At 47.6% G+C, this 26,818-nt stretch carries 33 protein-coding genes and 2 pseudogenes; 27 read left to right on the forward strand and 8 right to left on the reverse strand.

Annotation, left to right across the window (positions count from 1 at the left end; all coding sequences use genetic code 11):
* Positions 1-9 precede the first annotated feature (9 nt).
* The 6 genes from FEK30_RS00600 (at position 10) to FEK30_RS00625 (ending at position 2,728) form a co-directional block, all read left to right on the forward strand.
* Positions 10-432, forward strand: coding sequence for a hypothetical protein (locus FEK30_RS00600; protein WP_138071132.1), 423 nt, complete (start codon positions 10-12; stop codon positions 430-432).
* A gap of 71 nt (positions 433-503) precedes the next feature.
* Complete coding sequence (locus FEK30_RS00605; protein WP_138071134.1) at positions 504-731, forward strand: hypothetical protein; 228 nt, start codon at positions 504-506, stop codon at positions 729-731.
* A 59-nt stretch (positions 732-790) separates the two neighbouring features.
* On the forward strand, positions 791-1,021 hold the full coding sequence (locus FEK30_RS00610) for a hypothetical protein (RefSeq protein WP_138071136.1): 231 nt from the start codon (positions 791-793) through the stop codon (positions 1,019-1,021).
* Between the two features lie 261 nt (positions 1,022-1,282).
* On the forward strand, positions 1,283-2,095 hold the full coding sequence (locus tag FEK30_RS00615; protein ID WP_138071138.1) for a DNA cytosine methyltransferase: 813 nt from the start codon (positions 1,283-1,285) through the stop codon (positions 2,093-2,095).
* Positions 2,064-2,393 (forward strand): hypothetical protein, encoded by a 330-nt coding sequence (locus FEK30_RS00620; RefSeq protein ID WP_138071140.1) that lies wholly within the window; start codon positions 2,064-2,066, stop codon positions 2,391-2,393. Before FEK30_RS00615 ends, FEK30_RS00620 begins: the two co-directional genes overlap by 32 nt.
* Before the next feature lie 89 nt (positions 2,394-2,482).
* Positions 2,483-2,728, forward strand: a complete 246-nt coding sequence (locus FEK30_RS00625; RefSeq protein ID WP_138071142.1) for a hypothetical protein — start codon at positions 2,483-2,485, stop codon at positions 2,726-2,728.
* Here FEK30_RS00625 and FEK30_RS00630 read toward each other — a convergent pair.
* Positions 2,711-3,589, reverse strand: a complete 879-nt coding sequence (locus FEK30_RS00630) for an IS982 family transposase (RefSeq protein ID WP_138071144.1) — start codon at positions 3,587-3,589, stop codon at positions 2,711-2,713. The two genes, FEK30_RS00625 and FEK30_RS00630, sit on opposite strands and share 18 nt — an antisense overlap.
* 495 nt (positions 3,590-4,084) lie before the next feature.
* Between FEK30_RS00630 and FEK30_RS00635 the strand changes: the two genes are divergently transcribed.
* The 5 genes from FEK30_RS00635 to FEK30_RS00655 all read left to right on the forward strand — a co-directional run bounded on the left by FEK30_RS00635 (position 4,085) and on the right by FEK30_RS00655 (position 8,355).
* Entirely contained in the window at positions 4,085-4,867 is a 783-nt protein-coding gene (locus FEK30_RS00635; protein WP_255447809.1) for a hypothetical protein, read from the forward strand.
* A gap of 95 nt (positions 4,868-4,962) precedes the next feature.
* Positions 4,963-5,667: a hypothetical protein gene (locus FEK30_RS00640; RefSeq protein WP_223209959.1), complete on the forward strand. Its 705-nt coding sequence runs from the start codon at positions 4,963-4,965 to the stop codon at positions 5,665-5,667.
* Positions 5,668-5,699: 32 nt separating this feature from the next.
* Entirely contained in the window at positions 5,700-6,752 is a 1,053-nt protein-coding gene (locus tag FEK30_RS00645; protein ID WP_138071146.1) for a metal-dependent hydrolase, read from the forward strand.
* A gap of 171 nt (positions 6,753-6,923) precedes the next feature.
* Positions 6,924-7,865: an HlyD family secretion protein gene (locus FEK30_RS00650; RefSeq protein WP_138071148.1), complete on the forward strand. Its 942-nt coding sequence runs from the start codon at positions 6,924-6,926 to the stop codon at positions 7,863-7,865.
* Positions 7,831-8,355, forward strand: a complete 525-nt coding sequence (locus FEK30_RS00655; protein WP_255447810.1) for a hypothetical protein — start codon at positions 7,831-7,833, stop codon at positions 8,353-8,355. Before FEK30_RS00650 ends, FEK30_RS00655 begins: the two co-directional genes overlap by 35 nt.
* A gap of 16 nt (positions 8,356-8,371) precedes the next feature.
* Here FEK30_RS00655 and FEK30_RS00660 read toward each other — a convergent pair whose 3' ends face one another.
* Positions 8,372-8,779, reverse strand: coding sequence for a PIN domain-containing protein (locus tag FEK30_RS00660; RefSeq protein ID WP_030008261.1), 408 nt, complete (start codon positions 8,777-8,779; stop codon positions 8,372-8,374).
* Complete coding sequence (locus FEK30_RS00665) at positions 8,769-8,975, reverse strand: hypothetical protein (protein WP_030008262.1); 207 nt, start codon at positions 8,973-8,975, stop codon at positions 8,769-8,771. Before FEK30_RS00665 ends, FEK30_RS00660 begins: the two co-directional genes overlap by 11 nt.
* Positions 8,976-9,401: 426 nt before the next feature.
* Here FEK30_RS00665 and FEK30_RS00670 point away from each other — a divergent pair, with 426 nt between their 5' ends.
* The 6 genes and pseudogenes from FEK30_RS00670 (at position 9,402) to FEK30_RS00695 (ending at position 15,409) form a co-directional block, all read left to right on the forward strand.
* Positions 9,402-9,821 carry a hypothetical protein gene (locus FEK30_RS00670; RefSeq protein WP_168191086.1) on the forward strand — a complete coding sequence of 140 codons (420 nt, stop codon included), beginning with the start codon at positions 9,402-9,404 and terminating at the stop codon, positions 9,819-9,821.
* 85 nt (positions 9,822-9,906) lie between these two features.
* Positions 9,907-10,194, forward strand: coding sequence for a hypothetical protein (locus FEK30_RS00675; protein ID WP_138071152.1), 288 nt, complete (start codon positions 9,907-9,909; stop codon positions 10,192-10,194).
* A gap of 72 nt (positions 10,195-10,266) precedes the next feature.
* Positions 10,267-11,105: pseudogene (locus tag FEK30_RS00680) on the forward strand (DNA/RNA non-specific endonuclease).
* Positions 11,106-11,129: 24 nt separating this feature from the next.
* Positions 11,130-11,546: a putative toxin-antitoxin system toxin component, PIN family gene (locus FEK30_RS00685; protein ID WP_030008265.1), complete on the forward strand. Its 417-nt coding sequence runs from the start codon at positions 11,130-11,132 to the stop codon at positions 11,544-11,546.
* Positions 11,547-11,774 carry a toxin-antitoxin system HicB family antitoxin gene (locus tag FEK30_RS00690; protein WP_030008266.1) on the forward strand — a complete coding sequence of 76 codons (228 nt, stop codon included), beginning with the start codon at positions 11,547-11,549 and terminating at the stop codon, positions 11,772-11,774. It abuts the gene before it with no gap.
* 314 nt (positions 11,775-12,088) lie between these two features.
* On the forward strand, positions 12,089-15,409 hold the full coding sequence (locus tag FEK30_RS00695) for a hypothetical protein (RefSeq protein ID WP_138071154.1): 3,321 nt from the start codon (positions 12,089-12,091) through the stop codon (positions 15,407-15,409).
* 161 nt (positions 15,410-15,570) lie between these two features.
* Here FEK30_RS00695 and FEK30_RS00700 read toward each other — a convergent pair whose 3' ends face one another.
* A complete protein-coding gene (locus FEK30_RS00700) occupies positions 15,571-16,386 on the reverse strand; it encodes a MauE/DoxX family redox-associated membrane protein (protein ID WP_138071165.1) in 816 nt (271 codons plus the stop codon).
* 193 nt (positions 16,387-16,579) lie between these two features.
* Here FEK30_RS00700 and FEK30_RS00705 point away from each other — a divergent pair, with 193 nt between their 5' ends.
* Entirely contained in the window at positions 16,580-17,017 is a 438-nt protein-coding gene (locus FEK30_RS00705) for a heavy metal-responsive transcriptional regulator (protein WP_138071157.1), read from the forward strand.
* Between the two features lie 153 nt (positions 17,018-17,170).
* On the opposite strand, the gene rppB is transcribed toward FEK30_RS00705, so the two are convergent.
* Positions 17,171-18,547 carry a two-component system sensor histidine kinase RppB gene (gene rppB / locus FEK30_RS00710; protein WP_138071159.1) on the reverse strand — a complete coding sequence of 459 codons (1,377 nt, stop codon included), beginning with the start codon at positions 18,545-18,547 and terminating at the stop codon, positions 17,171-17,173.
* Positions 18,537-19,235 carry a two-component system response regulator RppA gene (gene rppA / locus FEK30_RS00715; protein WP_138071099.1) on the reverse strand — a complete coding sequence of 233 codons (699 nt, stop codon included), beginning with the start codon at positions 19,233-19,235 and terminating at the stop codon, positions 18,537-18,539. Before rppA ends, rppB begins: the two co-directional genes overlap by 11 nt.
* Positions 19,236-19,320: 85 nt before the next feature.
* Between rppA and FEK30_RS00720 the strand changes: the two genes are divergently transcribed.
* The 8 genes from FEK30_RS00720 to FEK30_RS00745 all read left to right on the forward strand — a co-directional run bounded on the left by FEK30_RS00720 (position 19,321) and on the right by FEK30_RS00745 (position 23,297).
* Positions 19,321-19,698 (forward strand): hypothetical protein, encoded by a 378-nt coding sequence (locus FEK30_RS00720; RefSeq protein ID WP_138071101.1) that lies wholly within the window; start codon positions 19,321-19,323, stop codon positions 19,696-19,698.
* Between the two features lie 155 nt (positions 19,699-19,853).
* Positions 19,854-20,105, forward strand: a complete 252-nt coding sequence (locus tag FEK30_RS00725) for a PepSY domain-containing protein (RefSeq protein ID WP_255447811.1) — start codon at positions 19,854-19,856, stop codon at positions 20,103-20,105.
* A gap of 78 nt (positions 20,106-20,183) precedes the next feature.
* Entirely contained in the window at positions 20,184-20,333 is a 150-nt protein-coding gene (locus FEK30_RS16620; RefSeq protein WP_168191087.1) for a hypothetical protein, read from the forward strand.
* Positions 20,334-20,383: 50 nt separating this feature from the next.
* The gene (locus FEK30_RS17275; protein ID WP_339374212.1) at positions 20,384-21,391 is read left to right on the forward strand and encodes a copper resistance system multicopper oxidase; all 1,008 of its coding nucleotides are present in this window, start codon (positions 20,384-20,386) and stop codon (positions 21,389-21,391) included.
* Between the two features lie 68 nt (positions 21,392-21,459).
* Complete coding sequence (locus FEK30_RS17280) at positions 21,460-22,113, forward strand: multicopper oxidase domain-containing protein (RefSeq protein WP_397428994.1); 654 nt, start codon at positions 21,460-21,462, stop codon at positions 22,111-22,113.
* Positions 22,110-22,286 carry a hypothetical protein gene (locus FEK30_RS16625; RefSeq protein WP_168191088.1) on the forward strand — a complete coding sequence of 59 codons (177 nt, stop codon included), beginning with the start codon at positions 22,110-22,112 and terminating at the stop codon, positions 22,284-22,286. Before FEK30_RS17280 ends, FEK30_RS16625 begins: the two co-directional genes overlap by 4 nt.
* A gap of 35 nt (positions 22,287-22,321) precedes the next feature.
* A complete protein-coding gene (locus FEK30_RS00735) occupies positions 22,322-22,846 on the forward strand; it encodes a copper resistance protein B (protein ID WP_168191089.1) in 525 nt (174 codons plus the stop codon).
* Between the two features lie 151 nt (positions 22,847-22,997).
* On the forward strand, positions 22,998-23,297 hold the full coding sequence (locus FEK30_RS00745; protein ID WP_138071107.1) for a hypothetical protein: 300 nt from the start codon (positions 22,998-23,000) through the stop codon (positions 23,295-23,297).
* Between the two features lie 49 nt (positions 23,298-23,346).
* Here FEK30_RS00745 and FEK30_RS00750 read toward each other — a convergent pair whose 3' ends face one another.
* Together FEK30_RS00750 and FEK30_RS00755 are read right to left on the reverse strand one after the other, a co-directional pair.
* Complete coding sequence (locus FEK30_RS00750) at positions 23,347-23,526, reverse strand: hypothetical protein (protein WP_138071109.1); 180 nt, start codon at positions 23,524-23,526, stop codon at positions 23,347-23,349.
* Between the two features lie 105 nt (positions 23,527-23,631).
* Complete coding sequence (locus tag FEK30_RS00755) at positions 23,632-24,510, reverse strand: IS982 family transposase (RefSeq protein ID WP_138071026.1); 879 nt, start codon at positions 24,508-24,510, stop codon at positions 23,632-23,634.
* 144 nt (positions 24,511-24,654) lie between these two features.
* Between FEK30_RS00755 and FEK30_RS00760 the strand changes: the two are divergent.
* Positions 24,655-26,694: pseudogene (locus FEK30_RS00760) on the forward strand (copper-translocating P-type ATPase).
* Positions 26,695-26,818 lie beyond the last annotated feature (124 nt).

The raw sequence follows: 26,818 nt of genomic DNA on the forward strand, positions 1-26,818 counted from the left end.
AGGTAAAACATGGACACACATGAGCACAAGCAACTAGCGGATATCCTATCTGGCTATTTTGAAGCCCTCGACTTCTGCACTATCGATAATCCGGACTTCTGGGAAGATACCGACATCTCCCAGGAAGACTACCAAGGCTATGACTCTGCCATGAAGTTTGAAGCCACTACCCTATGCGAAAAGTTCTACAAAGATAATCATCCCCACTTGAAAACCCTAGATATAGAGCAATTACGCCGCATTGGTAATGATCTATATTTCACAATCCAAGGCCATGGCGTTGGCTTCTGGGAAAAAGACAGAGGCTATCCCCACGGTGATATTTTTGACGCCTGGGTAACGACCCACTTCCCCAAGGGTAGAGATACAGAATACCTCTCCGATGATGGACATCTTTGCTCAACAGCAGGTGATGCCATCGAATATTTATGATCACCTTGCAAAAATCTGACTTGGGCACAACCTTTTGCTAAAGTGCCCAGTTTTCTCTTGATACAAACGATATGGACACAAAAACCGCTAAAGCCCTCGGCCACGAGTTCACTCACACCGCCCTCACTGAACTCAACCCAGACGATGACCCCACAGCATTTAAGCGGTTCATCCTTGGCCACCAAGCAACCCCCCAAATTCGTAACGCCCCACCCCCAATCAAACAAGCATTCAAAGAGGGCATTATCGAAGCGATGCTTGAAATCGCATTAGTAGAACATGAAAATATTCAAGAATGATATTATGTCCTTGTAGACTAGGCTTTTTGTGAATAAATATGCGCAATCCTCATCCCACAATGACTGAAAAGTTTTGGGAAGTCGCCGAACGTAAATTATCCGATCTCGATAAAAAAGAAAAGATGGCCTCAGTCAATTACTGCATTCGAGTGCCCCAGGATATTGCTGATGTCCTCACTCGCGAAGATGGGACTAAAAATACACCCTTGATGCGGCGTATCCTCGTTAAGGTAATTCGTGAGCATCCCGACCTTCTAGAAGAAATCAAACAGGAATTAGGCGACGTCTGAGCACTCAACTTATTTGTTAAGTCAGGTGTTTTCTAGGAACAGTGAAGTGCTGAACCTGATTGCTCTTGGTGTTGATTTTTGTATATTTGTCTATCTATAATACCTCCGTATCTTTTGTATACACCTATACATATTTTTTACGGAGGTTCCCTTTTTTTCAGGGTGCATAGACATGGGTGAAGAAAGATTTGAGCAGTGGCTAAAATCCCTCCCACCAGAACCTGGGACACCATTGCTCGACTATCTGAACGATCTACAACAATGCTCAGACACTGCGAACTCTTCGGCGGCATTGGGGGCTTCTCCCACGCGATCGCCAAATATTATTCCGAAAGCATCAAAACCACGGACTACTGCGACATCGACGAACAGGCGCGCAGCTTCGCTGTCCCCGGAGGGAGCGCCGTTTACTCGGAATTCTTCCCCAAAGTCACCATTCACAAAGATATCCGCACCTACCACCCCCAACAAAAAGAATTCGATCTCATCACCTGCGGCTTCCCCTGCACTGGAACGTCCCAGGCAGGCAGCAAAACCGGACTCCATCACCCCGAATCACAATTATGGCGCGAAGGACTGCGTATCCTCTGCCAAGTCCGACCCCAATATTTCATCTGGGAACAACCTGTGGGCATTGCCACTAGAGGTTTACGAGCAATTCTTGGGGGATGCCGAATGGCTGGCTATCAAACAACGGGTTTTACAATCGCCGCTAGTGAACTCGGCGCATCCCACCGACGGGAAAGAACATTTGTTATTGCCTACCTTGACCACGGGCAGCGGCACGAAGCGCAATGCTGGTCAGACGAAGTTAGAACAAAGGCTGAAGCAATTAAGCATTATTCCCCCTGGCTATCAATTCAGCCCCGAGGCGATGGCGATGTATATGGGTTTTCCGTGGAATCTCTTCAGCTCAATCACCGGACAACGCTTCACCCAACTGCCTACCTCGTTCCCAGCGGCCTCAAAGGACGTAACGATGTCCGCAGACTTGCCGGGAAAACTGTCACCCCAGCCCAAGCGGCGATCGCCCTCTACTTCGTTGACTGGCACCACCAACAAAAGACGCGGTAGACCACGGGGCAGTAGTGGGAAAGCCTCTGGCTGTTTAGTCCCCTTCACTGAAGCCCGCCGTGGCAAAACCTATCCCATCATTCAAGGGGAACGGGTATCCAAAGATATTGCCCTCGATTATCCCCATCACTACCGCTGGTTTTATCAATGGAGAGAGTGGCAGGAGAATCAGCAACGATGGTTAACGAGGTCAAAACGCATCAAGTTTCACCAAGTCACAGCGGTACATCAATTGATCCAAGCCAATCAAAATGTGGTTCGTATCTTGAACTTTATTGAGACAGGCAGACTTGAATAATCTGGTGTAAGACAAAAATTCCCGCCTCAATTGCCAAAGTCCGTCCGGTTCCGGATTTGGTGTAAGACAAAAAATAATCGTGCAGACAAATGAACAACAACGACATTCTTCAATCCCTAATCAACCACGACTCTAAAATCCCCCTTTCCCTAAGTGCTTTTGAGATATTCGTGCTTGTTGCCTATCTCCAGACAGCACAACACTGGATTCGTGGTGAAAGTGGCCTCATGGTGCGGAGTCTTGTGGAGAAGCTGATCAATGCTGTTTCCCAATCAATTCCAGAAGCCAGGGCAATGCTTGAGCAACGTGAGTTCGGGTTAAGCCGAAGGCTGTAATGCCCAGTCTAACTGTAGCGAGGGCTTTTTCGGCTGATGGCAGTAGGCGATTAAGCCACAAAGTATATTCACAAAGCAATTCACCGGACTACGATGGCGGGAATGCTCAATTTGTGAAATATTCTTTAACTGGTCAATCACTGTCTCAATAATGAAGCGCTTTCTCGATAATAATTTATCTGTCAAACGCATTAATCTGTTCTTCATGTTGCGTTTTGGCTTCGCAAAAAACTCAATCCCATAGGTTTCCCGTAACTTCTCCGTTAACGGTTGAGAAACGTAGCCTCTGTCTGCAAAGACTTTGCCAAATAATTGCTGCACTAACTCCTCTACGGGTTTTCTGTCATCTACATTACCTGCGGTGATTTGAACATTGAGCAACTCTCCCAGTTCATTGACCACTAAATGAAGCTTAAAACCATAGAACCAACCCACGGAAGTTTTGCCGAGAGCCACAAGACCATCAAAGACCTTGTGACTGTGAATACGCCTACTGTGACAGACTTTTAGGCTTGTCGCATCAATGAAACTGATACCTGTGCAGCTCCCGAAACAATGCTTTAAATACACACATAAAGGCACAATCGTCGAAGGTATCCACTCGATAAAACGCTGATAGCTGACGAGGTGTGGAAAGGCTTCTCGCCAATGTTGACAAACATACTTTTCGTAGAAATGTTTGAAATTACAGTAGGATTCGCGATGAAAGGAGATCAAGATTGTCAGAATTTCGCTGAGGCATAAACGACGGGAGCGAAGTCGAGTCACTGTACCGCCTTGAATTAACTCTTGATGCCAGAGAGGCTCAAAGATTTGACAGAAGTCATCCACATTACAGAAAAGTTCTTCTAGACTAGACATGGGGTGAGTAGATTGGTTTAGTTTGGACACTTCCAGACTACTCTACCCCTCTTCCCTTATCCCGAACTCACGTTTGAGCAGGGAAATCAGCCTGGTTATGACATCACCAAGGAATATTTTGAACAATAGTTTTTGTAAGGAGAAATTACTGGATGCTGATAGCTGGCTTGTCTTGGTTATCGTCCAGTTTTTTCTCCCTTGTGAATAGCCCCTGATTTCATCCATCTCCTTCAAATATCAATGGGGCGATCGCCAACATTCTCAACTAACCTTCTTTCGCCATTGGTCGCGCCGGAAAGTGAATATTCCGCTGATGATTATTTTTCCGGTCGCTATTAAGCTTCCGGTCTGACTAGGAGGGGATCAACGCTTTAGTTTCCGGTTATGCTTAAATATGGCCGAAATCAGCACCGGAATATTTCCCGGAATCCTGACCGGAAAGTCCACCGGAAAATGCGGCCATATTATGGATCTATAGAAAATAAAAAAATTTTCATGTACGACCGGAATCAAGCCCAGCGGAAACTCGGCATCGGAAAGTCCCAATATTATGCCTACCTCAAGGCCACCGGAATCAAACCGGAACGTCGTGATGGCCGGACAACCATTACCCAGGCGGAACTGGAAACATTATTGGCCTACAAGGAATCTCTAAACACATCGTCGGAATCTACGCCGGAAACTACTAAGGATTTATCAGAATCCCAACCGGAATCTATAGCCCCAATGCCACCGGAAAAAGAAGATTCTTCTCCTGTAAATCCGCTGGAATCTCAACCGGAAAAGTCTGATGTAATTCCTCCACCTCCCCCAAATTCCGGTGCTATTCTAGACCATCAGCATGATGATATTCCAGTCACTTTTGATGAGGCTATTACTGATAGTCCGGTCGAAGAAAATCAAGCTATTCCAGATATTCCAGTCGCCCAGGATGGGGAACTTTCAACGGATTCCGGTGATGAGTTTCCGGTGCTCTATGAGGAGGAGATAATCTCTGAATTTCCGACCACCTCCATGGATAACCTCGACCTTTCCGATGAGTCCGATCTTGATGCTCTCATTCGCATTGCCCAGGCCAAGAAAGCGAAGCAGATTCTCCAGCCGGAATTGGTGATGGCTCACCTCGTCGAGCAGATGACGGAGGATGATCTACCGGAAGATTTACGCCGCAAGATTGAGCAGACCCGGAGGGCGATCCGTGACCCTTTAGCCAATCCCGCCGCGATCGCCAGCCAGATCCTTACCAAATATCGCAGCGGGTCAATCCAGAAAACCTAAGTCAAATCATCTCCATCATCCAGGAAGGCCACCATTGTCTTGTCCTGGGGGAAGCGGGTTTATTTGAAGGTCTACCGGAGGCGATCGCCGCTGCGGTGGACATTGAACCCTGGGCGATTGTCGCGTACCAGGGCAGCACGAAAACATTCCTCATGGAGCTGGCCAAGCAGTTTCGGGTGGACACCACGGAACCCAAGTACAACAAAGAGGGAGAGGTGATTGGCGATCGCCAGTTGACGGCGGATGAAATCAAAGAAAAGTTAGCCCAGGAAATTGAGAAGGGCAGCCTGCTGATTATTCCCGAAGCGAAACGCCTACCTGCATCTATTCGCTATTGGCTCGAAACTCTCATGCGCATGGGTAAGGTGATTGTCGTGGCGATCGCCGTCGCAGTGATTAAGCGGGACATCTATCTGCAAATGCTGGAAGTGGAATTAGAGCGGCCCTCCATTGAGGCGATCCGAGGTGTGATTCTGGAGGAAGCTGAAAAAAATGACTTATCCCTCACTGACCACCAAATCGCCAAGCTGTTAACCGTTGCTGGTCGCAATCCTCTTTTGGCGAGAAAGGCAGTCAGGAATGAGAAATTAGGTTTGAATCCAGAGCCGGAGCACAGTCTGTATCTCGACATTAGTCCCATCATCATCTCGGCTTTGATGGCCTTCTCCATCGTTCGGTTCATTGGTTTGGGCACTGGCGATCGCGGTCTTTACGTCATTGGCGGCATTGCTCTCGTCCTGGGCGTCATGCTCCGGCAAATTGGCAAAATTCGTGGTGCTCGCAGGAAATACGGCCAATGATTTTTGTCTTACACCAAACTGGAGGAAACACCATGATGTCCGTTACCCATGCCATTCTTGGCGTTTGTGGCGCATCCCTACTGTTGCAAACTGCTGACCCCGTTGTTCTAGGATTATCTATTATTGGCTCACAAATCCCTGACCTCGACAGCTCCCGCAGCCTCGTGGGTCAGGTGTTTTTTCCTATCAGTCACTGGCTAGAAGACAGGTATCCACACCGCACCATCACCCACTGTCTTTTATTTAATCTTGTCCTAGTGGTGATCGCCTGGGCACTCTGGTACATCCTGGATATCCCTACCCCCTGGGCGATCGCCTTACCCTTGGGTCACTTTTTGGCTATCTTCTCAGATACCTTTACGAAACAGGGCGTGCAGTTGTTTTATCCCTTGCAAGCATGGTGTGTTTGCGGCATGAATCCCAAGCGGCGCATGAAGACCGGGGGCAAGGCTGAATATTGGGTCTTGGGGATCGCTGTCTTAATTCTGTTCCTCAACCTGAATCTTTTGAATAATGGTGGTTTCCGCGATGTTGCCAGCCGCACTCTCAATCTACGAGACCACAGCATCAAAGCCTACAATGCCAATGCTGCCCAGTATGCGACTTGGCTCCATGTGGAAGGGGTTTGGGCCAGTGACCGTAAACCGGTAAATCAAACATTTTTTATTGTGGCTGAGGATAATGGTTATCTCGTCACCGATGGCCAGGGTGTTTATAAGGTAGCTGAGAATGGCGATATTATTCCCACCCTTGTACGCCTAGATATTCGTAATGAACAGACCACCGAAACCTTTACCCAGGGTTTTAATGATGAGCCGTTAGGGGAAGGGTTAGAGGCGATCGCCCAGCGTTATTCCAATAGCCTCGTTCTGGTTTCCGGCAGTGTCACCATTGATTTCCCTGATGAGTTACCCAGTTCCTTACCCCCAGAGGTTCAGGTTTATGGCACCAGGGTCAATCTCACCTATGCTGACTTGAATCAGGCGCTTTCAATTCTCCAAGACCAATGGGCGATCGGCCAGCTCGACTTTAAGGTATTCGCCCCAGCACCCACATTCTCCAGTTCTCCCCTTGAGGGGAGCTAGAAGGGGTGTTCTCTCCTCTGGGGAGATGCCGATAGGCAGAGGGGGTATTTTTTGTCTTACACCAAACCAACGCACCCTTAGAGAATCGTGAATTTCCCTTGAATTTCACCGTAAATTGGCATAAGAGAGGGTTAGGTCGCTGTTTTGTGATTTTTTGTCTTACACCAGAAAATGATGCTGAATTTTGCCGCACACAAACTAAAGCCCAGTGAACCCATCCGCTACCTGTTTTCAGTGATGGTGATCTTTATGAGTTTCGGTGCCTTTCTCCTCCCCCTCGGTTCCATCGCCCAACAGCAACAGGATGACGAGCTGGAGGTAACTGAAGAAATCGCCAATAGCCCGAGTCGCTATACTTTCAAGGTCAAGCTCACTGAACTGGACAACCTCAAGGTGAAAGAAGGAGATACCGTGGCAATTAACCAGGTCATTGCTGATCGCCCCCAGGAGCGAGATCGCCTTTTGGTAGAAAAACAGCGATTACAATTGGCGATCGCCCGCCTCGAAACCCTTAAAGTCACACCACCTTTGGCCCCCCGTGCTGTTCCCATAACCCCGGAGCTGCCTCCTGTCAGTTACGAAACTCACAAAGCCAACATCGCCCAGGCCACCACCAAATTAGAATTAGCCAAATTGGCGATCGCCGACCAGAAATCTCTCATTGAAGAAATTGCCCAACTCAATGAACCTTTGCTTGTCACCCACGAGAAAGCGAAGCTCGAAACCCTTAAGGTTGACCAACAGACTGCTGAACTAGAACTCAACAAGGCGATCGCCAACCTCAAGGATGCCCAGGCCCAGCGCCAACACCAGGAATATCTCTCCTCCCTGGCGATCGCCGAACGCATCGAACGTGCCAATGCCAACGCCCTCGCCTACCAGCAACAACTCCAAGAGTTCGAGAACCAACAGCGCAGCCGTGCCTACCAACTCAGTGACCTCAATACCAAACTCGCCGATGTGGACAGTCGCCTTGCCCAAGTCTCTACCGTTCGTAGCCCTTACCCTGGCACTGTGCGCCGCATCAGGTGGTTGGAGCAGAGTGAAGGCACAATCAACGCCGAAATTACCCTACGACTTGACAACCCTGACCCAATGCCAGATCGAGAATGACCCCGATTTAGCACTCATTGCCCAAGCTAAAAATGTGGAAGCATCCCGTTTAGAGAACCTTGAAGCCTCCGCTGACTACCAACGTGATCGCCGCTGGACTACTTGGTTAAATCCCAATCCCATCGGCATTATTCAAAATCTTTTCGGGGGTGGCGATCACCAACGGGCCGAACTACAAATCCGCACCACGGAAGCCCAAGCTGATGCCAGTCGCCTCAATCTAATCGAAGCTGACATTAGAACTGAGATGAGGAAAAAGGCGATCGCCGAACAAATCCAAGCCGACCTTGATCAACTGGCCGACCTAGAAGCAGAATTAATGGCCGAGCAAAAACGCCTTCAACTTTTTGAAATTTACTTCCAACGGGGTCAGGGCAGCCCTGCCGAATATCTCGACTTTCAAAATCGTTTGGCCCAGCTAACCGCAGAAAAAGAGAAATTAGCCGCGACGATTAACGACATCTGCAACAACACAGATTTAAGACAATGATGCTAAATTCTCCGGGTTAGACAAAAGGATTAACAATGGTGAGCTGATCATAAATCCGCTGATTATTGTGTAAGTCTTCACTAAATAACTGACTACACCGAGATTCTAGGGCACTCGCAACAATCAGACTATCGAAATAACTAAACTGATACCGTTGGGCAATTCCCAAAGCTTGGTTAATCGTTTCAGTCGAAACCGTCGCCACTTGAAATTGCTGAGTCAGTTCAGTGACTACATCAGTAATTTGGTTATAGTCCAGCTTAAATTTGCGACGCAGCACATTAATCGTTTCATTTAAAACTTGGGTACTAATCCAAATGAGTGGCGCTTGGGTGCAGGCGATCGCCCGTTGTTGTTTGTGGGGTTCATCCTGCGAGTAGATATAAATCAGGATATTTGTATCCAGAAAAACCCTATCGCTCATTCGCCTCTAACCGATCAAACTTAAAACCTTGAGTATTGAGGGCGATCGCCTGAAATTGACGCTGAGGGGGCGTTGGCTCCTCAGAATCCTCCAGCACAATAATCCGAATTGTTTTCCCTTCAAGTTGTGGCGTGTATTCAGCAGGAAGATTCACAATCCCATTGTGGATAGTCGTTTTGAACTCAATAGCTTGCATGATACGGAAGTAATGGGAGGATGCTATTCAGTTTAGCCTGTATCACAGTCCAGAAAACCTCAATGATTTTTACTTTGCCCTTGACCCAGGCCTCCAGCTCTAGGCCATAGCCAAGGATTTTTCATTTTTTCCCTAGTCCCTAAAATATGGTGCGCTATGCGCGGTTTATAACCGTATCGCTCTACGCCGCGAAGGCACGTGCCCCCTTGGGGGCTTTATGCTGGCGAACTTGAATATTCCCAAAAGGTTCACTGCCTCGCCACAGGTTATTGAGGCCACACAGGTTTTCTATTTTCCCCGCCAAATACCCGCTACAAAGCCTATACCGAGCTGCGGCGCTGATATTGATTTCGGTCTGGCCCTATGCGCGACTTCCAGAGGCACCGTTACTGGTGATTTGACAAGGTTATTTTCCGCGCGGCCAGGGTGCATTTTCCTCGCGCACTCCGGGCTTTCCGCTGGTCGTTACTGAATAGCCACAGGTTACTGAGCGGGGGAGGAAAACCCCTTGCGGTGTGGCCGCGTTGTTGTTTTTTGGGGGTTTTGCCCGTGTTTTTGTTCTGTTGGTTTCTCGTTTCTGTCTTGTTTCTCGTTGTCTTTGGACCTCGGCGAGCTCAGTCGAGCCGTCGTTCCGGTTCTGCTGGCTCGGCTCCGGTTCCCCCAGCGGTGTCTCGTCCTGCTGTTGCGCCCTCTGTCGTTTCTGGCCCTGCTTGTTCCCTGGCGGTGCGGGCTGCTGTCGTTCCGTCGTCTTGTTGCCTGCTCCTCTCCCGGTCTGGTCGCCCTCTCTCCAGTGGTGCCCTTGCTGCCCGGGTCGGTCGGCTCCGTCGCTCCGGTGTTCTTGTCTAGTTGACTTCGGCGAGCTCAGTCGAGCCGTCGTTCTGGGGGTTCGCCCCCTTTTCTTTTTTGTCCTTTCGTTACTGAGGTTTTTGGCGTGATTCGTCGTTCTTTTGCTGTCGGTCGTTCTGGCTCTCGTGTTCTTGTCCCCTTCCGTCGGGTTGCTGGTCTTGCCCTGTCCTGCGGTTGTGTCGGTTGGTCGGTGCGGGCTTCGTCTCGGGCGTTTTCTGGTTCGGTGGTCTGGGCTGAGTTCGCTTCTCCTGGGGTGGCGGCTCGGTTCGGGTTCCGGGCTTCCCGCTTGGTGGGTGTTCCGGTCTGGGTGCGTCCTGGGGTCTGCTCTGTCTCTGGCCCGGTCTGGGTTGTTTCGGTGCCTGTGGCCCGTTAGTTTCTCTGGGGGCTTCCCCCTTTTTTTGTGGGGTGATAGTCTAATCAGACAGCCTTAGTTCACTTGTATGCTATGAAGGAAGTTCAGCGGTTACTTGCCCTTACCACAACCATCATTAAACATCCCGTCCGAGCAATTCCAATCCTAATCGGCATCGGCCTAATCTTTTTTGGCGCACAAAACTACGAACCCCCCACCGAACCCAATGAGGCGCTCAGCTCTGCTGTTCCCGTAGGGAGCGCCACAAAACCAACTAACACCACAGACCCTTGCCCTTTACATCTGCCCAATGGCCTACCCACAGGAACCCCAGCCACCAACGATTTAATCGTGCGGGATATCTACTGTCTCAGTTCCAATGACGATACCAAGTTCGCCGACTGGGTGGCCTACAGACTAGATCAGGAAACTATGACAGGTAGTTCTGACCAAGACCGGGAATGGGAGGCTGATCCTAAGATTCACCGTAATGAAACCCTCGAACCCGAAGACTTTCGCGGAGCCTACAAATGGGGTAACTATGACCGGGGCCATCTAGCTCCCCTCGCCTCATTCCGGGGTAAGAATTGGCAACAGGTTAACTATCTCAGCAACATTACCCCCAGAAAGCCAGCCTGAACCGGGGCGCTTGGAAAGAACTCGAAGAATATGAACGAGATCTCGTCAAGCAATACGGTGAGGTTTATGTGATCGTGGGAACCGCCTATGATAATCAGCCCCTCAGCCTAATCAATGCCGACGAACCGAACGATATTCCTGATTATTTCTGGCGGATTATTCAATATGACAGGAAACTCGAAGCCTATCTCTTTCCCCAGGACACTCCATCCGGCACTGACTTTCGCCTGGGTAAAACCACTGTCCATGAAGTAGAGCAGTGGAGTGGCTTAAATTTTGGCTTACAAAAATGATGGCATATATGCTACCTTTTAAGTATGGCTACCCGTATTGTTGTCGATACTAATGTCTTTGTCAGTGCTCTAATCAGTGCATCTGGAGATAGTCGAAGGGCTCTCCGGCTTTGTCTCCAGGGAAAATATCAGCCTTTAATGGGCAATACACTTTTCACTGAATATGAGTCTCTCCTCAATCGGGCAGACATCATGGATAAATCTCCCTTAAATCAGCAAGAGATTCAGGCATTGCTGGCAGCCTTTATCAGAATATGCGAGTGGATATCTGTTTATTATCTCTGGCGACCCAATCTAAAGGACGAAGGAGATAATCACTTGATTGAATTGGCGATCGCCGGAGACGCAGCAATAATTGTGACGAACAATACCAAAGACTTTCAAGGTGCAGAATTAATCTTTCCCCATTTATCCATCCTCAGACCCATGGAGCTACTCTAAATGGCAACCCTGACAATTCGCTTACCCGATGATAAACACTTACGCCTCAAGCAACTTGCAAAAAGCCGAGGGATCAGTCTGAACAAGCTCATGGAGGAATTTTCTAATATTGCCCTCGCGGAGTTTGATGCCTATACTCGCTTCAAAACCATGGCGGTTATGGGGGACCCTCAAGTCGGCCTAGCTCTGTTGGATCAACTTGATCAGCATTTTGCCACTGAAGACTGAAAAAATTAACATATCCCTTTTCGTACAACTGAGTAGGCAATTCCCCCTGGATATAGTAAAAATCGATGTGCCAAGGCGAGAAATTTATAGTAATTTTATTATTAACACTAAAACTCGTAGAAATTACGGGTGAATATCTCCAAAAGGGAATCAAAAACCATGCCTAAGCTGCCGAGGCAGCAAAAAACCCCTCAATCATCCGCCGTCGCCAAACATTGGAATGATAAGAAGGGCTTTTTGACTGTTATCCATTTGCCCCATCTCTGGGGACTTACCGCTCAATTATTAAAACTGAATCAGCGGGGGGTACTTGTATGTTAACCCCTCAGCGAACTTTTGACGATAGAAATTCCTTAAATTTTGCCGGAAAATTCATTCCGACGAAGCGTCATCACCCCTGTCCCGTCTGTCATGACACCTCCGGCAAGTGTCGCACCAAAGAAAATTCAGACCTTGTCCTCTGTATGGTCTGGCCCGATGGGAATGTTCCCGGCTGGCATTACCACGGTCTCGATTCCTCCCAGGGCCTCTGGGGTCTTTACTCCCCCGACCAAGGCCCAGGCTTTAACGCAGATAAGCATAGAGCAGAACTCCAACGTCTAAGGGTAGAACATCAGGCGAAAGAAGCACAACGACTAGCTAGTCTTCCTACCATCCCAAAACGCCATCAGAAAATTCTGGGTTATAAGGCCCAACTCACCCCGACTCAGAATGCTGATTTATTACAGCGGGGACTAACCCAAGCTGAGATTGACTTTGCCCTTTCTAAGCACTGGCTCTTTGCCTGTCAGGGTGGTTATGGCATCACAGCGCTAGATTCCATCACCAGAATGTTCTGCGGTGCCCAGCGAGCTTTAGACGACCGTACTCAACGGAAATATGACTGGGCCATTTTTGCCGGACGTAACCACCTCAAGGAAACAGGTGAAAATCCCTTATTCGTTTGGCGATCGCCCCAGTTCAACCCAAGCCAACCCTACGAGGTGAAGTTCTGCGAGGGAGCACTCAAATCCCTAATCCGAGCCTTCCTCGAATGGCGGCATAATCCCCAGGTGATTCTGGTGGGTGCAGCAGGCGGTATTTTTGGGGAGCAGTCTGTCCAGCGATTGTTAGGGGTCTATGACAAAGTTCGGCGTTTTACCCTCCTTCCTGATGCTGATAGCCAGAATCTGAAGAAGAAAAACCTCTATACAGGCTACGGCAAACTGGTGAAAGCCATCCCCGTCATCAAGTTCGCCGATTGGGGACAGTGGCGGGATAAGGCTAAAAAAGACTGTGATGAATACTTTGGCCGCTACAGGAGGAGATCGCCCTGGGATTGGCTTAAACCCTTTGCCTTTGAGAAAACTCGAAGAAAAGCCAAGGAAAGACTAGCAACCAGTGACCAGCTCACCGCTGACTTGGTACTTTCCCAGGAACAATTTGAAGCCCTCAAGCGGGGTGATATTTCCCTGCGAGACTTAACCAACCAGTCTCGGGATGTATTCCTCCAAGCAGCACGAGGTCTTGGCAAAACGGAATTTGCGGGACGCTATGTTAACGCTTGGCTCCGAGGCATTGCTCCATTCCACCGAAAAGCTCTGGCTATTGATGGCGGTGGTAAATTGGGCTTTACCTACCGGACTGATCTGACTATTCACAATGGTCAATTGTTTGATGGCCATGGCCAGTTCACCGACCACCTCGCCTACTGTTCTGAATCTCGCCTTAGCCTAACCCGCCCGATCAATAATCTTCTAGACCGGGGTGCGGGTTGCTTTATTGATGAGTTTGACCAACAGCTTAAAAACCTGTTGATGTCCGCCACCCATGGCAGGGATGGTCAACGGCAAACCAATATCCAAAATTTTTGGCAAGATACTATCCGCGCTAAGGAGACCCTCGGCGTCAGTGCTGACCTCACTGATTTTGAGGTGAAACTCTTTGAGAAACATACAGGCCGCAAGCCTTTTGTCGTTAAGGTCGAACATGTCAAAAAACAACGAATTGATACAGTCTTTGAACATGAAGCCCAATGGTGGCAGAAGTTCTACCAGTTACAGGATGAAGGCCAGCGAGTCTTGGTTCTCTGTAGCCGTAAATCTGATGCAAAACTTCTCGCCCATGCCTGCGGTGCCATGGCTATCCATGCTGACAATGCCCATGGGTACAAAGATTTTCTGAGTAATCCTAACCAATGGTTACGACAAAACCGCCCGGGACTATTCGCCGTTTCCCCGATCCTTGGTACTGGTTTTTCCATCACTGCCGATGCTTTTGATGCGGTACTGCTCTATGGCTGGGCTGATAACCTCACTGCGGCTGATTTGATGCAGTTTCTCGACCGCTATCGCCTTAATGTTCCTCGCTATATTTGGGTAGAGGAAACCAACCATCAATATAATCAGCTCACCCCAGACGCTTGTTTTAAAGCTCGACTGGCTAAAGCAAAAGCAAGTCGTCTTGATGATGAGTGGCGCTGGATTGATCCAGGTGATCCCTACTTCCACTACCAGGCGGAAAAGAATTGGTCACTGGCTCACCTTCGGGCAGACCTGCTGGCTCGACTAGAACGGGATACAAAGACCGTCAACTATGAACTGTGTCAGCTTCCAGCGGATGAGGTCAAAGACATCATAGCCGGGGTCGCTGCTATCCGTAGCGAGTTTAAAAAGCATGATGCAACCCTCACAGCCCAAGCCAATAACCTCACCCTAGAACAGGCTAAACAATACCGAGACAGGGAAGATGAACTGACAGAAGTGGAACGGCGATCGCTCTATAAATTTGACCTGGCTGATTGGCGTGTATCTGAACCCGAAACAGTCACTGCTGATGATGTCCTTAAAGACCGGAAGGGGCGGCGGCGAAAGGAATTAGAAAAGCTAGAAATGCAAGCTTTCCCTCAAATTGCCCAGGCCCTCGACCAAGCCAGCATCCACAAACAAAAGGGTGGAGTCTGTCAGCAAGATATTTCCCACCATAGCCTCAGGGTTCAAACCCTCGAAAATATCGGCATTGGCAAAATCCTTGACCACGTTTTATCAGGCCAGGAGTGGCATGCCAATCACCCCATCGTTAGAGAAGCCGCGCAGATTCTGGCGAGTCAGCGTGATGAACTAGCTTTGATGGGAGTTAGGCTGACCTGCGGGAAAAATGCCACCCCATCAGCCTACTTTGGAGCACTCCTCAGAATTTTTGGCTTACGGACTGAGTCAAAGCAAATTACGATGAACAATCGCCGGATACGAGTCTATTGTCTTGATGGAGATAACTTAGCTCTCACCAAAGCGGATTTAGTCGCTCGATTACCCCGAAATATTGAGCGGTATGGTGAGTTACAGATGAACTCTGAAACCCCGTGGATACAGGAGATTTATAGTCTGCACACACCTTTTGAAAATAATAATAATCGGGGGTGTGTGCAGCCGTTAAATTCACTACAGGATATTGGTTGTAGTAATCTTGAACCTGAGCCAGATCCACTACCTCCACTCATAGAAAGAACTCAAAAAGCACCCATTGAGCTTTGCCATGGGTCAAGAACTGTCATCGAGGGTTTAATTCGTGCCTACAACGTCAAAACCATCAGGAAAATTGCTCTGTGGTTCGACAATTATGCTGGCTCTGAGTGGGTTGATGCCTTTAATTTATGATTTTTACTGCGCTAAAAACACTACAAAAACTAGATTTATATCCCTATACTCCTGAGATACTTAAATCTTCATGATTAAAAGGTTTCTCGTCGGGAGAAAGTCGCTTCTGGAAGAAGGATTTCATCAAAATAGAAGCGACTCGTGCACTATTGTGAGGCAGTCTACTTATTTTTCATTGCTTCAACCTGGGCGATCGCCGCTTCTCGAAAGAAGAGAGTCGATTGTGTTTCCACTGGACGAGTACTTACGGTCGAGAAAATGAGAGTCGCTCCCATGAGCGCCATGATGGCATTCTCCGCAAAGCTCACAATTCCTAGGGGTGCTTTAGAATTCCCACCAATGCAAGCACAATTCAACGCAATTTTATCAATATAAACTGCCTTGAAAACCGATACCGCACCACTCATACCAATTGCCAAAGAGCTGATACCGGTTGCTAAAGGAGCGATTCCCGAAAGAAAGCCCAGACCGATCAACAATTCCGCAAAAGGATAGACCTTGCCATAGGGTTTAAACTTTTGAGTCACGAGATCGTATTTCGCAAAGCTTTCCGAAAAGGAATTAATATCCATCAACTTCAAGGAAGCCAACATCGATAAAGAAACACCCATAAAACCAGAAACACCGATCGATGTCGCCGCAGCAATCAAACCAGCAGTGGAGAATAAAGCCGCCACAGGTGTATAGGAATAATCTGGTTTTTCAGGTTCAATATCAAAATAATCAGCTAAATCGCTATACCCACCAATGCGATAGTCACCAAAAAAGATTTGTGGCGTTGTAGGTACATCATGCTTTGTTTTAAAAGCAGCAACTTCTTCTGGTGAAGTTAAGCGTACATCTTCAAAATCAATGCCATGTTCGTTAAGAAGATTAATTGCCCTCAATCCCCAAGGACATTCATGTTCAGAAGTTGACATACGATATAGTCTGACGGCTTTTGGCTCAATACTTACGTTGCCGTGAGGGCTTGTCATAGTTTTTGTGATTGTAGACATGGGTTTGTCTCCTTCAATAGAAAAGGTAGTTGTTAGTTCCATGCATCAACCCTAAACCCTGTAGTGAGCTGTAGAGTCAAGAGGATCAATGGCTTTTTTTGAAAAAATCTTTTTGCTTTACTCTCTAGTTAGGTGCAAGGTTTAAGATGGAAGAAAATAAAAGGAATTTTCTATGGCGGTTATTACTGGCTTAAAAATAGGCGATGTGGCGAAACAAACAAAAGTAGCTGTAGGAGCATTACGCTATTACGAAGATCAAGGACTGATCAATTCGGAGCGGGGTGATAATGGCTACCGTTACTACTCACCAAACATTGTGCAGCAGGTGCGATTCATTAAAAAAGCCCAATCCCTCGGTTTATCCCTGGGAGATATTCGAGAAATTTTGACGGTACATCGCCGTGGTGATCTACCTTGTGATTTTGTTCAGCACCTATTGCAAGAAAAGATTCAGCAGCTTGAGGTAAAAATTCAAGAAATGATCCTTTTTAAAACTGAGTTAGAGGCTTATCGCGACCGTTGGAGCAGTGATCAGATTCATTCACAGCCGGAAGATATTTGTCCTTTGATTGAAATGGTTCCCTTAACGCAGGTATCTGATCGTAAATAGGTGTGACGAGAATGTGACATTGTCTTTTTGGGGTAGCCGATGAGGTGCTTGGGGTTACGATGAGTCGCTTTGGTAATCTTCCCATTCGGTTGGCGATCGCCTGTGGTGTTTGACGGATACCCTCGCAAAGGACAGTAGATAGCTTAGGCCCAACTAAGTATTGTGATTTTCTAGAATGGTTTTCCTGCGAGGTAAAGGTAAGTGAAGAGTAAATGTACTACCTTGGTTAGGGCGACTGATGAGGTGGATATTGCCTTGGTGAGCGCGGGCGATCGCCTGGGCAATGGCCAGCCCTAAACCTGTACCTCCGGTATGGATGGCACGGTCTGCATGCACCCGATAGAAACGATCAAAAATATATTTCTGGTCTGCAAGGGGAATACCAACACCTGTATCGGCGACCTCTACTAAAATTTCTCGGCTTTGGCGTCTGAGGGTAAGGGTGATTATGCCGCCAACGGGGGTGTACTGAATAGCATTGGCAATCAAATTGGCGAGGAGTCGATATAACTGCTCTTCGTTGCCAAGGATTTCAAAGGGGTCATTTGGAGGGATCTCAGCGAGGAGGGTGAGGTGGGCGGCGATCGCCATTGCTGAGAATTCTTCGATCAAGTCTGTGGCGATGGTCGCCAAGGAGCAGGGTTGCTGGAGGGGTATCGGTTCCAAATCTAGGCGCGACAACAGCAATAAATCCTGCACCAAGTGGGCAAGACGATTATTTTGACGCTCAATAATTTTTAAAGTTTGACGACTGTCTACCTCCGTCAGTTGTGGTTCCCCAAGGATAAAGTCAATGGTCGAACGAATCACCGTCAGCGGCGTGCGGAGTTCATGGGCGGCGTCGGCGGTAAATTGTTGAATCTGTAGATAGCCGCGGTAGGCCGGAGCCATCGCTAAATTAGATAGCCACCAACTGGCGGCGAGGACTAAAACCATAACAGTGGGTAGCCCCAGCATTAACTGCCAGCGCAGGTGGTGGAGAACCGTTTCATATTCTGTGAGCGATCGCCCCACTTGGATATAACCCCAGGGTTGCTGATCATTGGTTTTAAGGAATAGTGTAATTTCGCGGTAGGCAATTCCGTCAGTGTCTATGCGAGTTTGGGGTTGTTCTGACGAGGGAGAATAAGCATTTTGTTCGTAATCTGGCACCTGACCCACAGTTGCCAACAGTTTGCCTGTCTGATCAATGAAACGCACATAATAATTTTCTTGCTGCACCATCCCCACAATGTGGCGTTGCTCACCAGCAATTGCTGTTTCACATGACTTATCCGCTACACACACCACACCTGGTAAAAAATGTTCTACCACGGGTTCTACTTGGCCCACCTCTGCTAAAGCAGGTTCAATGCCGTCATGGAGAGTTCCGGCAATGGTTACTAATTTCCGGTTCAGAGATTGCCACTGGTCATGGGCGATCGCCCGATAGAACCCCAGCCCAAAGACTAATAAAATCAGCCCCATCGTCCCAGCGTACAACCCCGCTAGTCGTTGTCTAGTCCGTAAAAAAGCCGGGTTACGATTCATTGACCGCCTTTCCCGGAGCCAAGCGATAGCCCAAGCCATGTACCGTTTCAATCAAATCTTCCGCCCCACAGGCTATCAATTTACGCCGCAGCAAACGCATCTGCGCCGACACCACATTGCTTTTTAGGTCAGCATCCATTGACCACACGTGGTACAAAATTTGATCTCGGCTCAAAATTTGTTGGGGATGTTGCATCAAAAATTCTAACAACTGAAATTCTTTTGCTGTCAGTGTAACTGTTGCACCGTTGTCCGCCCTAATCGTGAAACTGTCATAGTCCAAGGTGAGGGGCCCCAAAGTTAAGCGCCGTGATTGGAGGTGGGGCGATCGCCGTTGTAAGGCCCTCAGTCGCGCCAACAATTCCGCATTACTAAAAGGCTTTACTAAATAATCATCCGCCCCAGCATCCAGACCCTGCACGCGATCTTCTACTCGATCCTTTGCCGTCAACATCAACACCGGCAATGTATAGTTTGTCTCCCGCAACCGCTGACAGAGCGCTAACCCCGACAACTTCGGCAGGAGCCAATCTACCACCAATACCGTATATTGCGCCCAAGGACTTTGCAGATAATCCCATGCCGCCTCGCCATCCCTCGCCCAATCCACAATATATTTTTCCCGCGTCAGGGTGCGCTCAATAATTGCCCCTAAATCTGGCTCATCTTCTACCAATAAAATTCTCATTGCCCTCGTTTCTACAAAATTTCATTGCCATTTCATTTTTGCCCACTACCATCAAGACCATCATCACAAATTTAATCGAGATTTCATGCGTCAATATATCTTTGCTCTCTTAACTTCCCTGGCTGTTCTCCCCACAATCACACCAGCGGCGATCGCCCAGTCGACCCATGGCAATATGCACCATGCTGAACCCATGGGGACTATGGAAACCATGGACCATAGCGAGCACATGGAAAATATGCACCATGCTGAGCAGATGGAGTCCATGGAAGAAATGAATCACGCAGAACACATGGAAGGCATGAACCATTCTGAACATATGGAGCATTCTCCAGAAGCAAATTCTGACTGTTCCCATAAAACCATGGCAGAACCGACTAGCAGTCTGAACAATACTGATCTCGTCGCCCATGCTGGCCATCAACATGGTCGCCGTAAAACTCCTCCCACAAACAACGGATAACCCAATTCATTAGTTCGGGCTAAATCAGGTGGGGGTTATTCGCCCCTACCCAAGCCCCCAATAGCCCCCGTTGTTCCCTGGTATTTAAGAGATCTAGCCCAAGACCATGCGTTTTTTTTAATCAGTCTTATATTCGCTATATTCACTATGCTCTTGTGCCTATTATTCTCCTGCCTTTCCTCCTGACTCTGATTACAGGTTCCCTCTTTCAAGTTGCTGTCCTAACCGACAAAGTTGATCAGTACATTTGGCTGCTGGACTTGCATCGAGGCACATTCGGCAATGTCAATCTTGATTTTATTTATCCATTCTTAAATGCTTTTGGCCTGCTTTTCATGGTCGTGACAGGTTTTGTCCTGTGGCTTTTGAAATTTTTGAAAATGATCCAAAAAAGAAAAACAATTTAACTGTTTAATCTCAGTAAATCAAAGAAATAATTATTAAAAATTGACCACGATCAACCCCTACGGATAACAAAATCTGTGATGAAGGAACGATATACAGCTATCAGTCGGCGACAACTATTAAAATTAGCAACGGGATTTGGCGTTAGCGTCGGTTTACATCCCCTACTCCACCGATCAGCCCGTGCCACGGGGGTTGCTTCACCGATGTTAGGGAACTCCTGCCGATAGATCGCTATCCAGATCAGATTGATCTCAGAGTCTTTCAGGAGCAAATCAAAATCGGCGATCGCCAAAGTAATGCCATCACCGTCAACGGCACAGTCCCCGGCCCGGTGATTCGCCTCAAAGAAGGACAAATCGCCAAGATTAATGTGAGCAACGAACTCGACAGCGAAACATCGATCCATTGGCATGGGTTAATCCTGCCTGCCACCATGGACGGCGTACCGGGCATTAGCTTCAACGGCATCAAGCCCAAAACCACCTTCAGCTACGAATTTCCCGTCAACCAAAACGGCACCTACTGGTACCACAGCCACAGTGGCTTACAAGAACAACAGGGACATTTTGGTGCCTTAATCATCGACCCACTGAAACCCGAACCCTTTAGCTATGACCGCGATTACGTCGTGATGCTCTCGGACTGGACAGAAGAAGATCCCCATCAAGTTCTGAGTAATCTGAAGAAAGTCAGCACTTTTTATAACTACCAACAACGCACGATCGCCCATTTTGGCGAAGATACTGACTGGGCAAAGATGCGCATGGATCCTACTGATATTGCTGATGTCACTGGGGCAACCTATACCTATCTGATGAATGGCATGGCGCCAGCGAATAACTGGACAGCATTGTTTAAACGGGGAGAAAAAGTCCGTCTGCGATTTATCAATGCCTCTGCCATGACCTATTTCGACGTGCGAATTCCGGGGCTAAAAATGACTGTTGTGCAGGCGGATGGTCAAAACGTTCAACCTGTACCCGTTGATGAATTTCGGATTGCGGTGGCAGAAACCTATGATGTGATCGTCGAGCCAGAGGAAAGCAAACCCTACAGCATTTTTGCAGAAACAATGGATCGTAGCGGCTATGCTAGGGGAACTTTATCGCCTCAAATGGGCCTGGTTGCGGCGATCCCTCCCCTGAGAACTCGTCCCTCCGCACAATGGAAGATATGGGCATGGATCACGGTTCCCACGGTGACCATGGGGGACACGGCTCGAAACAGCAAGCCAAACCCACTGACCATAAGAACTATCAAATGGAGCATTCTGGGCATGAGATGAATGCCATGCCCAATGAGGATCATTCCCATTCTGGGCACAATATGCCTGAGATGAGTCCGTCATCAGCGATGGATCACTCCAGCCACGATATGCACAACATGGATACAGCCCCAGCGATGGGTCATTCTGGACATGGTATGCACCAGATGGATCATGGGGGGCCTGATTTAGGTGAGGCGGTGCCCCATGGCCCAGATCACCATGGGGTCGGTAATGCAGGTGTACCGATGATGGTGAAAAATCGTCTCCATGAGCCGGGAATCGGTTTAGAAAGTATCCCCGACCATAAAGTCTTGGTCTATACAGATCTACGTAGTTTAGAACCAGGATCTGATCGGCGATCGCCCGAGCGAGAGTTAGAGCTACATCTGACGGGCAACATGGAACGATATATGTGGTCTTTTGACGGCAAAAAATATTCTGAATCACCCATTTTGCAGTTCTACTATGGCGAACGGTTACGCCTAACTTTTGTTAATGACACCATGATGGAGCACCCGATCCATCTCCATGGCATGTGGATGGAAATTGACAATGGTGCAGGGGCTTATAAACCTCGCAAACATGTCCTCAATGTCAAACCTGCCGAAAAATGTTCCGTTGAAGTCAATGTGGATGTGACAGGAAACTGGGCTTTCCATTGCCATCTGCTCTATCACATGGAAGCAGGTATGATGCGCACCGTCACAGTTGTAGAACGTCCCCTGGGAGAACAGTCGTGAAGCATTATCTTTTAAACAAAACCCTAGGGGCGATCGCCTTCAGTTTAGGACTGCTGCCCATGAACCCAGCCGCCGCTGAACACGGTCCATTACCAGAAACGGCGATCGCCCAACATAACCATGGCGCTGATCATTCAGATATCCCCCCAAGATTTACCCCCTCCCCGGCGTAGAACCGAAGTATCACGGCGATGAAACCTATGGACTCTTGCTCTTTGAACAATTGGAATACCGTAACCAATCAGGGGAAAACAGTGTGAATTGGGAAGTTAACGGCTGGCGTGGCGGTGATTACCAGCGGCTATGGCTTAAATCTGAAGGTGAAATTGGTACGGAGACAGGCGACGGCGAACAGGAAACCCAAGTGCTCTATTCCAAACTAATCGCACCATTTTGGGAACTGCAAACGGGACTTCGTTATGACTCCGAATGGGAAGAAAATGGCAGCAAAGATCGTTTTTTAGGCGTGATTGGCCTTCAGGGTTTGCTGCCCTACAAACTAGAAACCGATGCTGCACTATTTATCAGTGAAGCTGGGGATATTTCTGCCCGTTTTAGTCTAGAACGACAATTACTGCTCACCCAACGACTAATTCTGCAACCAGAACTAGAAGTGAATCTTGCGGCTCAATCCGTGGAGGAATTCGGCGTCGGTTCTGGTTTGAATGATATTGGCCTGAGTGCCCGTCTCCGCTACGAAATTAGTCGCAATGTTGCTCCTTATGTGGAATAGACTGGTCACGCAAATTTTTTGGATCTGCGGACTACAGTCGAGCAGAGAGTGAAGACGTGGAAACTTGGGCGGCTGTGGGAGGAATAAGACTTTTATTCTAAAAAAACGATAAATCGTTCACTAATGAATTGGAAAGAACTAAATGATTAATATGAGAACAGCATTATTAATGTTATTAGCTACACTGGCAATTCCTCATTCGGCTTATTCTCATAAGCAAAAATATCATATCAAGAAGCCAAAATCTTCTAAGTCAGTGCTTAAAAAAGATGATGTTTTTGAACGACAAGAAGTACATCAAAATATCACTAAAAATCATAAAGTGGGTGAGCAAAATCAAAAGAGTCCCCCACCAAATACCCAAATCCCAGATGGTTTAGGAGAACTCCTATTTGCGATGACTATCGCAGTTCCGGCCACTCTCTATGGTCTCAGTAGCAGCAACGATTAATAGATTTTGATATGAATAAGTGTTTACTTAATAATCTATTTGAATCACATTAAGATGCTGCCGCTAAAATCACTGGGGGGATGTTAATGCTGGTACATTCCCAGCTCCAGCCTCGCATTATACCGCCACGCCCGATCATTCCCCCCATCAATAGAACTCCAACAAGTAAAGAAACAAGAACACCGCCAGCAAATCCAGCTGCAATAAAAGCTAAAACTTTGGTATCCATGGTCAAACCTCTTTTTAATTTAAGACTCCTAAAGAGAGACCTGTAATGGCCTAAAAGGCATACTATGATCATAGATCCAATAGTCAGCTTTAACGTGAGTTCGGGTTAAGCCGAAGGCTGTAATGCCCAGTCTAACTGTAGCGAGGGCTTTTTCGGCTGATGGCAGTAGGCGATTAAGCCACAAAGTATATTCACAAAGCAATTCACCGGACTACGATGGCGGGAATGCTCAATTTGTGAAATATTCTTTAACTGGTCAATCACTGTCTCAATAATGAAGCGCTTTCTCGATAATAATTTATCTGTCAAACGCATTAATCTGTTCTTCATGTTGCGTTTTGGCTTCGCAAAAAACTCAATCCCATAGGTTTCCCGTAACTTCTCCGTTAACGGTTGAGAAACGTAGCCTCTGTCTGCAAAGACTTTGCCAAATAATTGCTGCACTAACTCCTCTACGGGTTTTCTGTCATCTACATTACCTGCGGTGATTTGAACATTGAGCAACTCTCCCAGTTCATTGACCACTAAATGAAGCTTAAAACCATAGAACCAACCCACGGAAGTTTTGCCGAGAGCCACAAGACCATCAAAGACCTTGTGACTGTGAATACGCCTACTGTGACAGACTTTTAGGCTTGTCGCATCAATGAAACTGATACCTGTGCAGCTCCCGAAACAATGCTTTAAATACACACATAAAGGCACAATCGTCGAAGGTATCCACTCGATAAAACGCTGATAGCTGACGAGGTGTGGAAAGGCTTCTCGCCAATGTTGACAAACATACTTTTCGTAGAAATGTTTGAAATTACGGTAGGATTCGCGATGAAAGGAGATCAAGATTGTCAGAATTTCGCTGAGGCATAAACGACGGGAGCGAAGTCGAGTCACTGTACCGCCTTGAATTAACTCTTGATGCCAGAGAGGCTCAAAGATTTGACAGAAGTCATCCACATTACAGAAAAGTTCTTCTAGACTAGACATGGGGTGAGTAGATTGGTTTAGTTTGGACACTTCCAGACTACTCTACCCCTCTTCCCTTATCCCGAACTCACGTCAGCTTTAATCTTTCCCCTAAAGAAAAGGTAAGACAACGCAAAACAATGCAGAATTATCTCGAAAATTGTAATGAATCATTCCCATTCTCAGGATCACCATTCCAAGCATCAGAATCATCATAAAGGCAGTAAACATGGGCACCATGGTGGCCACAGCGGCCATGGACACCACAGTCCAGGGATGTTTAAACAGCGTTTTTTTGTCTCACTAATTTTGACGCTACCAATCTTATATTTTTCCCACAGCTTCAAGGCTGGCTGAACTATGAAGCGATCACCTTTCCTGGCTCTGGGTGGATTAGTCCGATTTTGGGGATTGCCCTCTATTTCTATGGTGGTTGGCCTTTCCTCCAGGGAGCATGGCATGAATTTAAAAGTAAGATTGGCATGATGACGCTGATTGCTCTGGCGATCACCGTGGCTTTTATCTACAGTGTGGCTGTCTCCCTAGGTTTAGAGGGCATGCCTTTTTACTGGGAACTGGCAACATTAATTGACATTATGCTGCTAGGCCACTGGATCGAAATGGCTTCGGTACAGGGAGCCAGTAAAGCCCTGGAAGAACTCTCTACTTTAGTACCTAATGAAGCTCACCGTATGCAGGATGGGCAAATTGAGGATGTGCCTGTAGATGAAATTCAGACCGGAGATGTGATTCTGATTCGTCCAGGAGAACAAATTCCCAATGATGGGGAAGTGATTGAGGGGCACACCAGTATTAACGAGTCATTTTTAACGGGGGAATCAAAGCCTGTTCATAAAGAAGTTGGTGATGAAGTTGTGGCGGGCTCTGTGAATACAGATGGCTCTGTGCAAGTGAAAGTGACGCGGATTGGAGAAGATACTGCCATCAGTCAAATTATGCGATTGGTGGAAGAAGCTCAATCGTCCCGAAGCCGCTACCAAGTATTAGCCGATCAAGTTGCCTACTGGCTGACCATCATCGCGATCGCCTCTGGTACCCTCACGTTTATTGTCTGGCTCAGTCTCACTGATCTCATTTTTTCTATCAATCGAGCGGTCACAGTCCTAGTGATTACTTGTCCCCATGCCCTAGGGTTAGCGATCCCTTTGGTGATCGCCAATTCCACGGGGTTGGCTGCCCGCAATGGCATTTTTAGTCCGCAATCGAGACTCTTTAGAACGAGCAAAAAGATATTAAAATTGTCGCTTTTGATAAGACAGGAACATTGACCCAAGGCCAATTTGGGGTGCAAGCGGTTACCGCGGATGGCATGGAAGATGATCAGGCATTGGCGATCGCTGCCGCCTTAGAAAATCCATCCGAGCACCCTCTAGCGAAGGCCATTGTTGGTGCAGCCAAAGATGATCAGTTGCAACTCCCCAGATGCAAGATTTTCAAACGATTACTGGACGGGGAGTGCAAGGCATCATTGAGGGTCAAGCCTATTATGTAGGGCGTCCTGAGTGGGTAACAGAGAGAAACTTATCTTTTCCTGATTCGTTACAACAAGCGCTAGATAGAGCTGATGATCGTGGTGAAAGTGCTGTTGTCTTGATGGCGGATGATCGTGTTATTGCCGTAATCTCCATGGCTGACCAAGTTAGGAAACGTGCTCGTACCACTATTGAGCGTCTCCATCAGATGAATATTCAGACAGTGATGATCACGGGTGATGCAGAGGCTGTAGCTCGGGCCGTCGCTGAGGATTTAGGCATTGATCGCTATTATGCTCGTGTATTACCAGAAGACAAGGTTAAGCGTATTAAAGACCTCAAAAAAGATGCCCCCACTGCGTTTGTCGGAGATGGAATCAATGATGCAGCAGCACTCCTGGAAGCCAACATGGGGCTGGCGATTGGAGCAGGTACTAATGTGGCAATCGAATCTGCTGACTTGGTATTAGTGGAAGATGATCCTTTGGATGCGGTGAAAGCTCTAGTGCTAGCCAAAAAGACCTACAGCAAGATGCTGCAAAATTTATTTTGGGCCACAGGGTACAATATTGTCGCAATCCCCTTAGCAGCCGGGATATTATCGAAATGGGGAATTGTGCTCTCCCCTGCAGTGGGAGCCTTACTGATGAGTCTTTCTACTGTAATTGTGGCGGTTAATGCTGTGCTGTTGCGCCGTGTTAAGCTGGCATGATGATTACCTGATTCTTCTTTCGTGTGACCTAATTTTTTTTAAAGAGAGAAGATAACTACTTGATTGAGTTGGCCCTTACCACTGTTTTTACTTGTAAATAAACGAAGTCTGATTGTGTGGATGA

This window comes from Picosynechococcus sp. PCC 11901, assembly GCF_005577135.1.
Lineage (GTDB): Bacteria > Cyanobacteriota > Cyanobacteriia > Cyanobacteriales > MRBY01 > MRBY01.

Excerpts from the sequence above, each read along its gene's own strand:
- FEK30_RS17280 (WP_397428994.1), top strand. The coding sequence starts at position 21,460 with ATGGATCACTCCAGCCACGATATGCACAACATGGATACAGCCCCAGCG.
- FEK30_RS00650 (WP_138071148.1), top strand. The coding sequence starts at position 6,924 with ATGATGCTGAATTTTGCCGCACACAAACTAAAGCCCAGTGAACCCATC.
- FEK30_RS00695 (WP_138071154.1), top strand. The coding sequence starts at position 12,089 with ATGTTAACCCCTCAGCGAACTTTTGACGATAGAAATTCCTTAAATTTT.
- FEK30_RS00750 (WP_138071109.1), bottom strand. The coding sequence starts at position 23,526 with ATGGATACCAAAGTTTTAGCTTTTATTGCAGCTGGATTTGCTGGCGGT.
- FEK30_RS00600 (WP_138071132.1), top strand. The coding sequence starts at position 10 with ATGGACACACATGAGCACAAGCAACTAGCGGATATCCTATCTGGCTAT.
- FEK30_RS00705 (WP_138071157.1), top strand. The coding sequence starts at position 16,580 with ATGGCGGTTATTACTGGCTTAAAAATAGGCGATGTGGCGAAACAAACA.
- FEK30_RS00645 (WP_138071146.1), top strand. The coding sequence starts at position 5,700 with ATGATGTCCGTTACCCATGCCATTCTTGGCGTTTGTGGCGCATCCCTA.
- FEK30_RS00745 (WP_138071107.1), top strand. The coding sequence starts at position 22,998 with ATGAGAACAGCATTATTAATGTTATTAGCTACACTGGCAATTCCTCAT.
- FEK30_RS00665 (WP_030008262.1), bottom strand. The coding sequence starts at position 8,975 with ATGCAAGCTATTGAGTTCAAAACGACTATCCACAATGGGATTGTGAAT.
- FEK30_RS00720 (WP_138071101.1), top strand. The coding sequence starts at position 19,321 with ATGCGTCAATATATCTTTGCTCTCTTAACTTCCCTGGCTGTTCTCCCC.
- FEK30_RS00700 (WP_138071165.1), bottom strand. The coding sequence starts at position 16,386 with ATGACAAGCCCTCACGGCAACGTAAGTATTGAGCCAAAAGCCGTCAGA.
- FEK30_RS00755 (WP_138071026.1), bottom strand. The coding sequence starts at position 24,510 with ATGTCTAGTCTAGAAGAACTTTTCTGTAATGTGGATGACTTCTGTCAA.
- FEK30_RS00685 (WP_030008265.1), top strand. The coding sequence starts at position 11,130 with ATGGCTACCCGTATTGTTGTCGATACTAATGTCTTTGTCAGTGCTCTA.
- FEK30_RS00615 (WP_138071138.1), top strand. The coding sequence starts at position 1,283 with ATGCTCAGACACTGCGAACTCTTCGGCGGCATTGGGGGCTTCTCCCAC.
- rppB (WP_138071159.1), bottom strand. The coding sequence starts at position 18,547 with ATGAATCGTAACCCGGCTTTTTTACGGACTAGACAACGACTAGCGGGG.
- FEK30_RS00630 (WP_138071144.1), bottom strand. The coding sequence starts at position 3,589 with ATGTCTAGTCTAGAAGAACTTTTCTGTAATGTGGATGACTTCTGTCAA.
- FEK30_RS00690 (WP_030008266.1), top strand. The coding sequence starts at position 11,547 with ATGGCAACCCTGACAATTCGCTTACCCGATGATAAACACTTACGCCTC.
- FEK30_RS00625 (WP_138071142.1), top strand. The coding sequence starts at position 2,483 with ATGAACAACAACGACATTCTTCAATCCCTAATCAACCACGACTCTAAA.
- FEK30_RS00635 (WP_255447809.1), top strand. The coding sequence starts at position 4,085 with ATGTACGACCGGAATCAAGCCCAGCGGAAACTCGGCATCGGAAAGTCC.
- FEK30_RS16620 (WP_168191087.1), top strand. The coding sequence starts at position 20,184 with ATGAAGGAACGATATACAGCTATCAGTCGGCGACAACTATTAAAATTA.
- FEK30_RS00605 (WP_138071134.1), top strand. The coding sequence starts at position 504 with ATGGACACAAAAACCGCTAAAGCCCTCGGCCACGAGTTCACTCACACC.
- FEK30_RS00610 (WP_138071136.1), top strand. The coding sequence starts at position 791 with ATGACTGAAAAGTTTTGGGAAGTCGCCGAACGTAAATTATCCGATCTC.
- rppA (WP_138071099.1), bottom strand. The coding sequence starts at position 19,235 with ATGAGAATTTTATTGGTAGAAGATGAGCCAGATTTAGGGGCAATTATT.
- FEK30_RS00660 (WP_030008261.1), bottom strand. The coding sequence starts at position 8,779 with ATGAGCGATAGGGTTTTTCTGGATACAAATATCCTGATTTATATCTAC.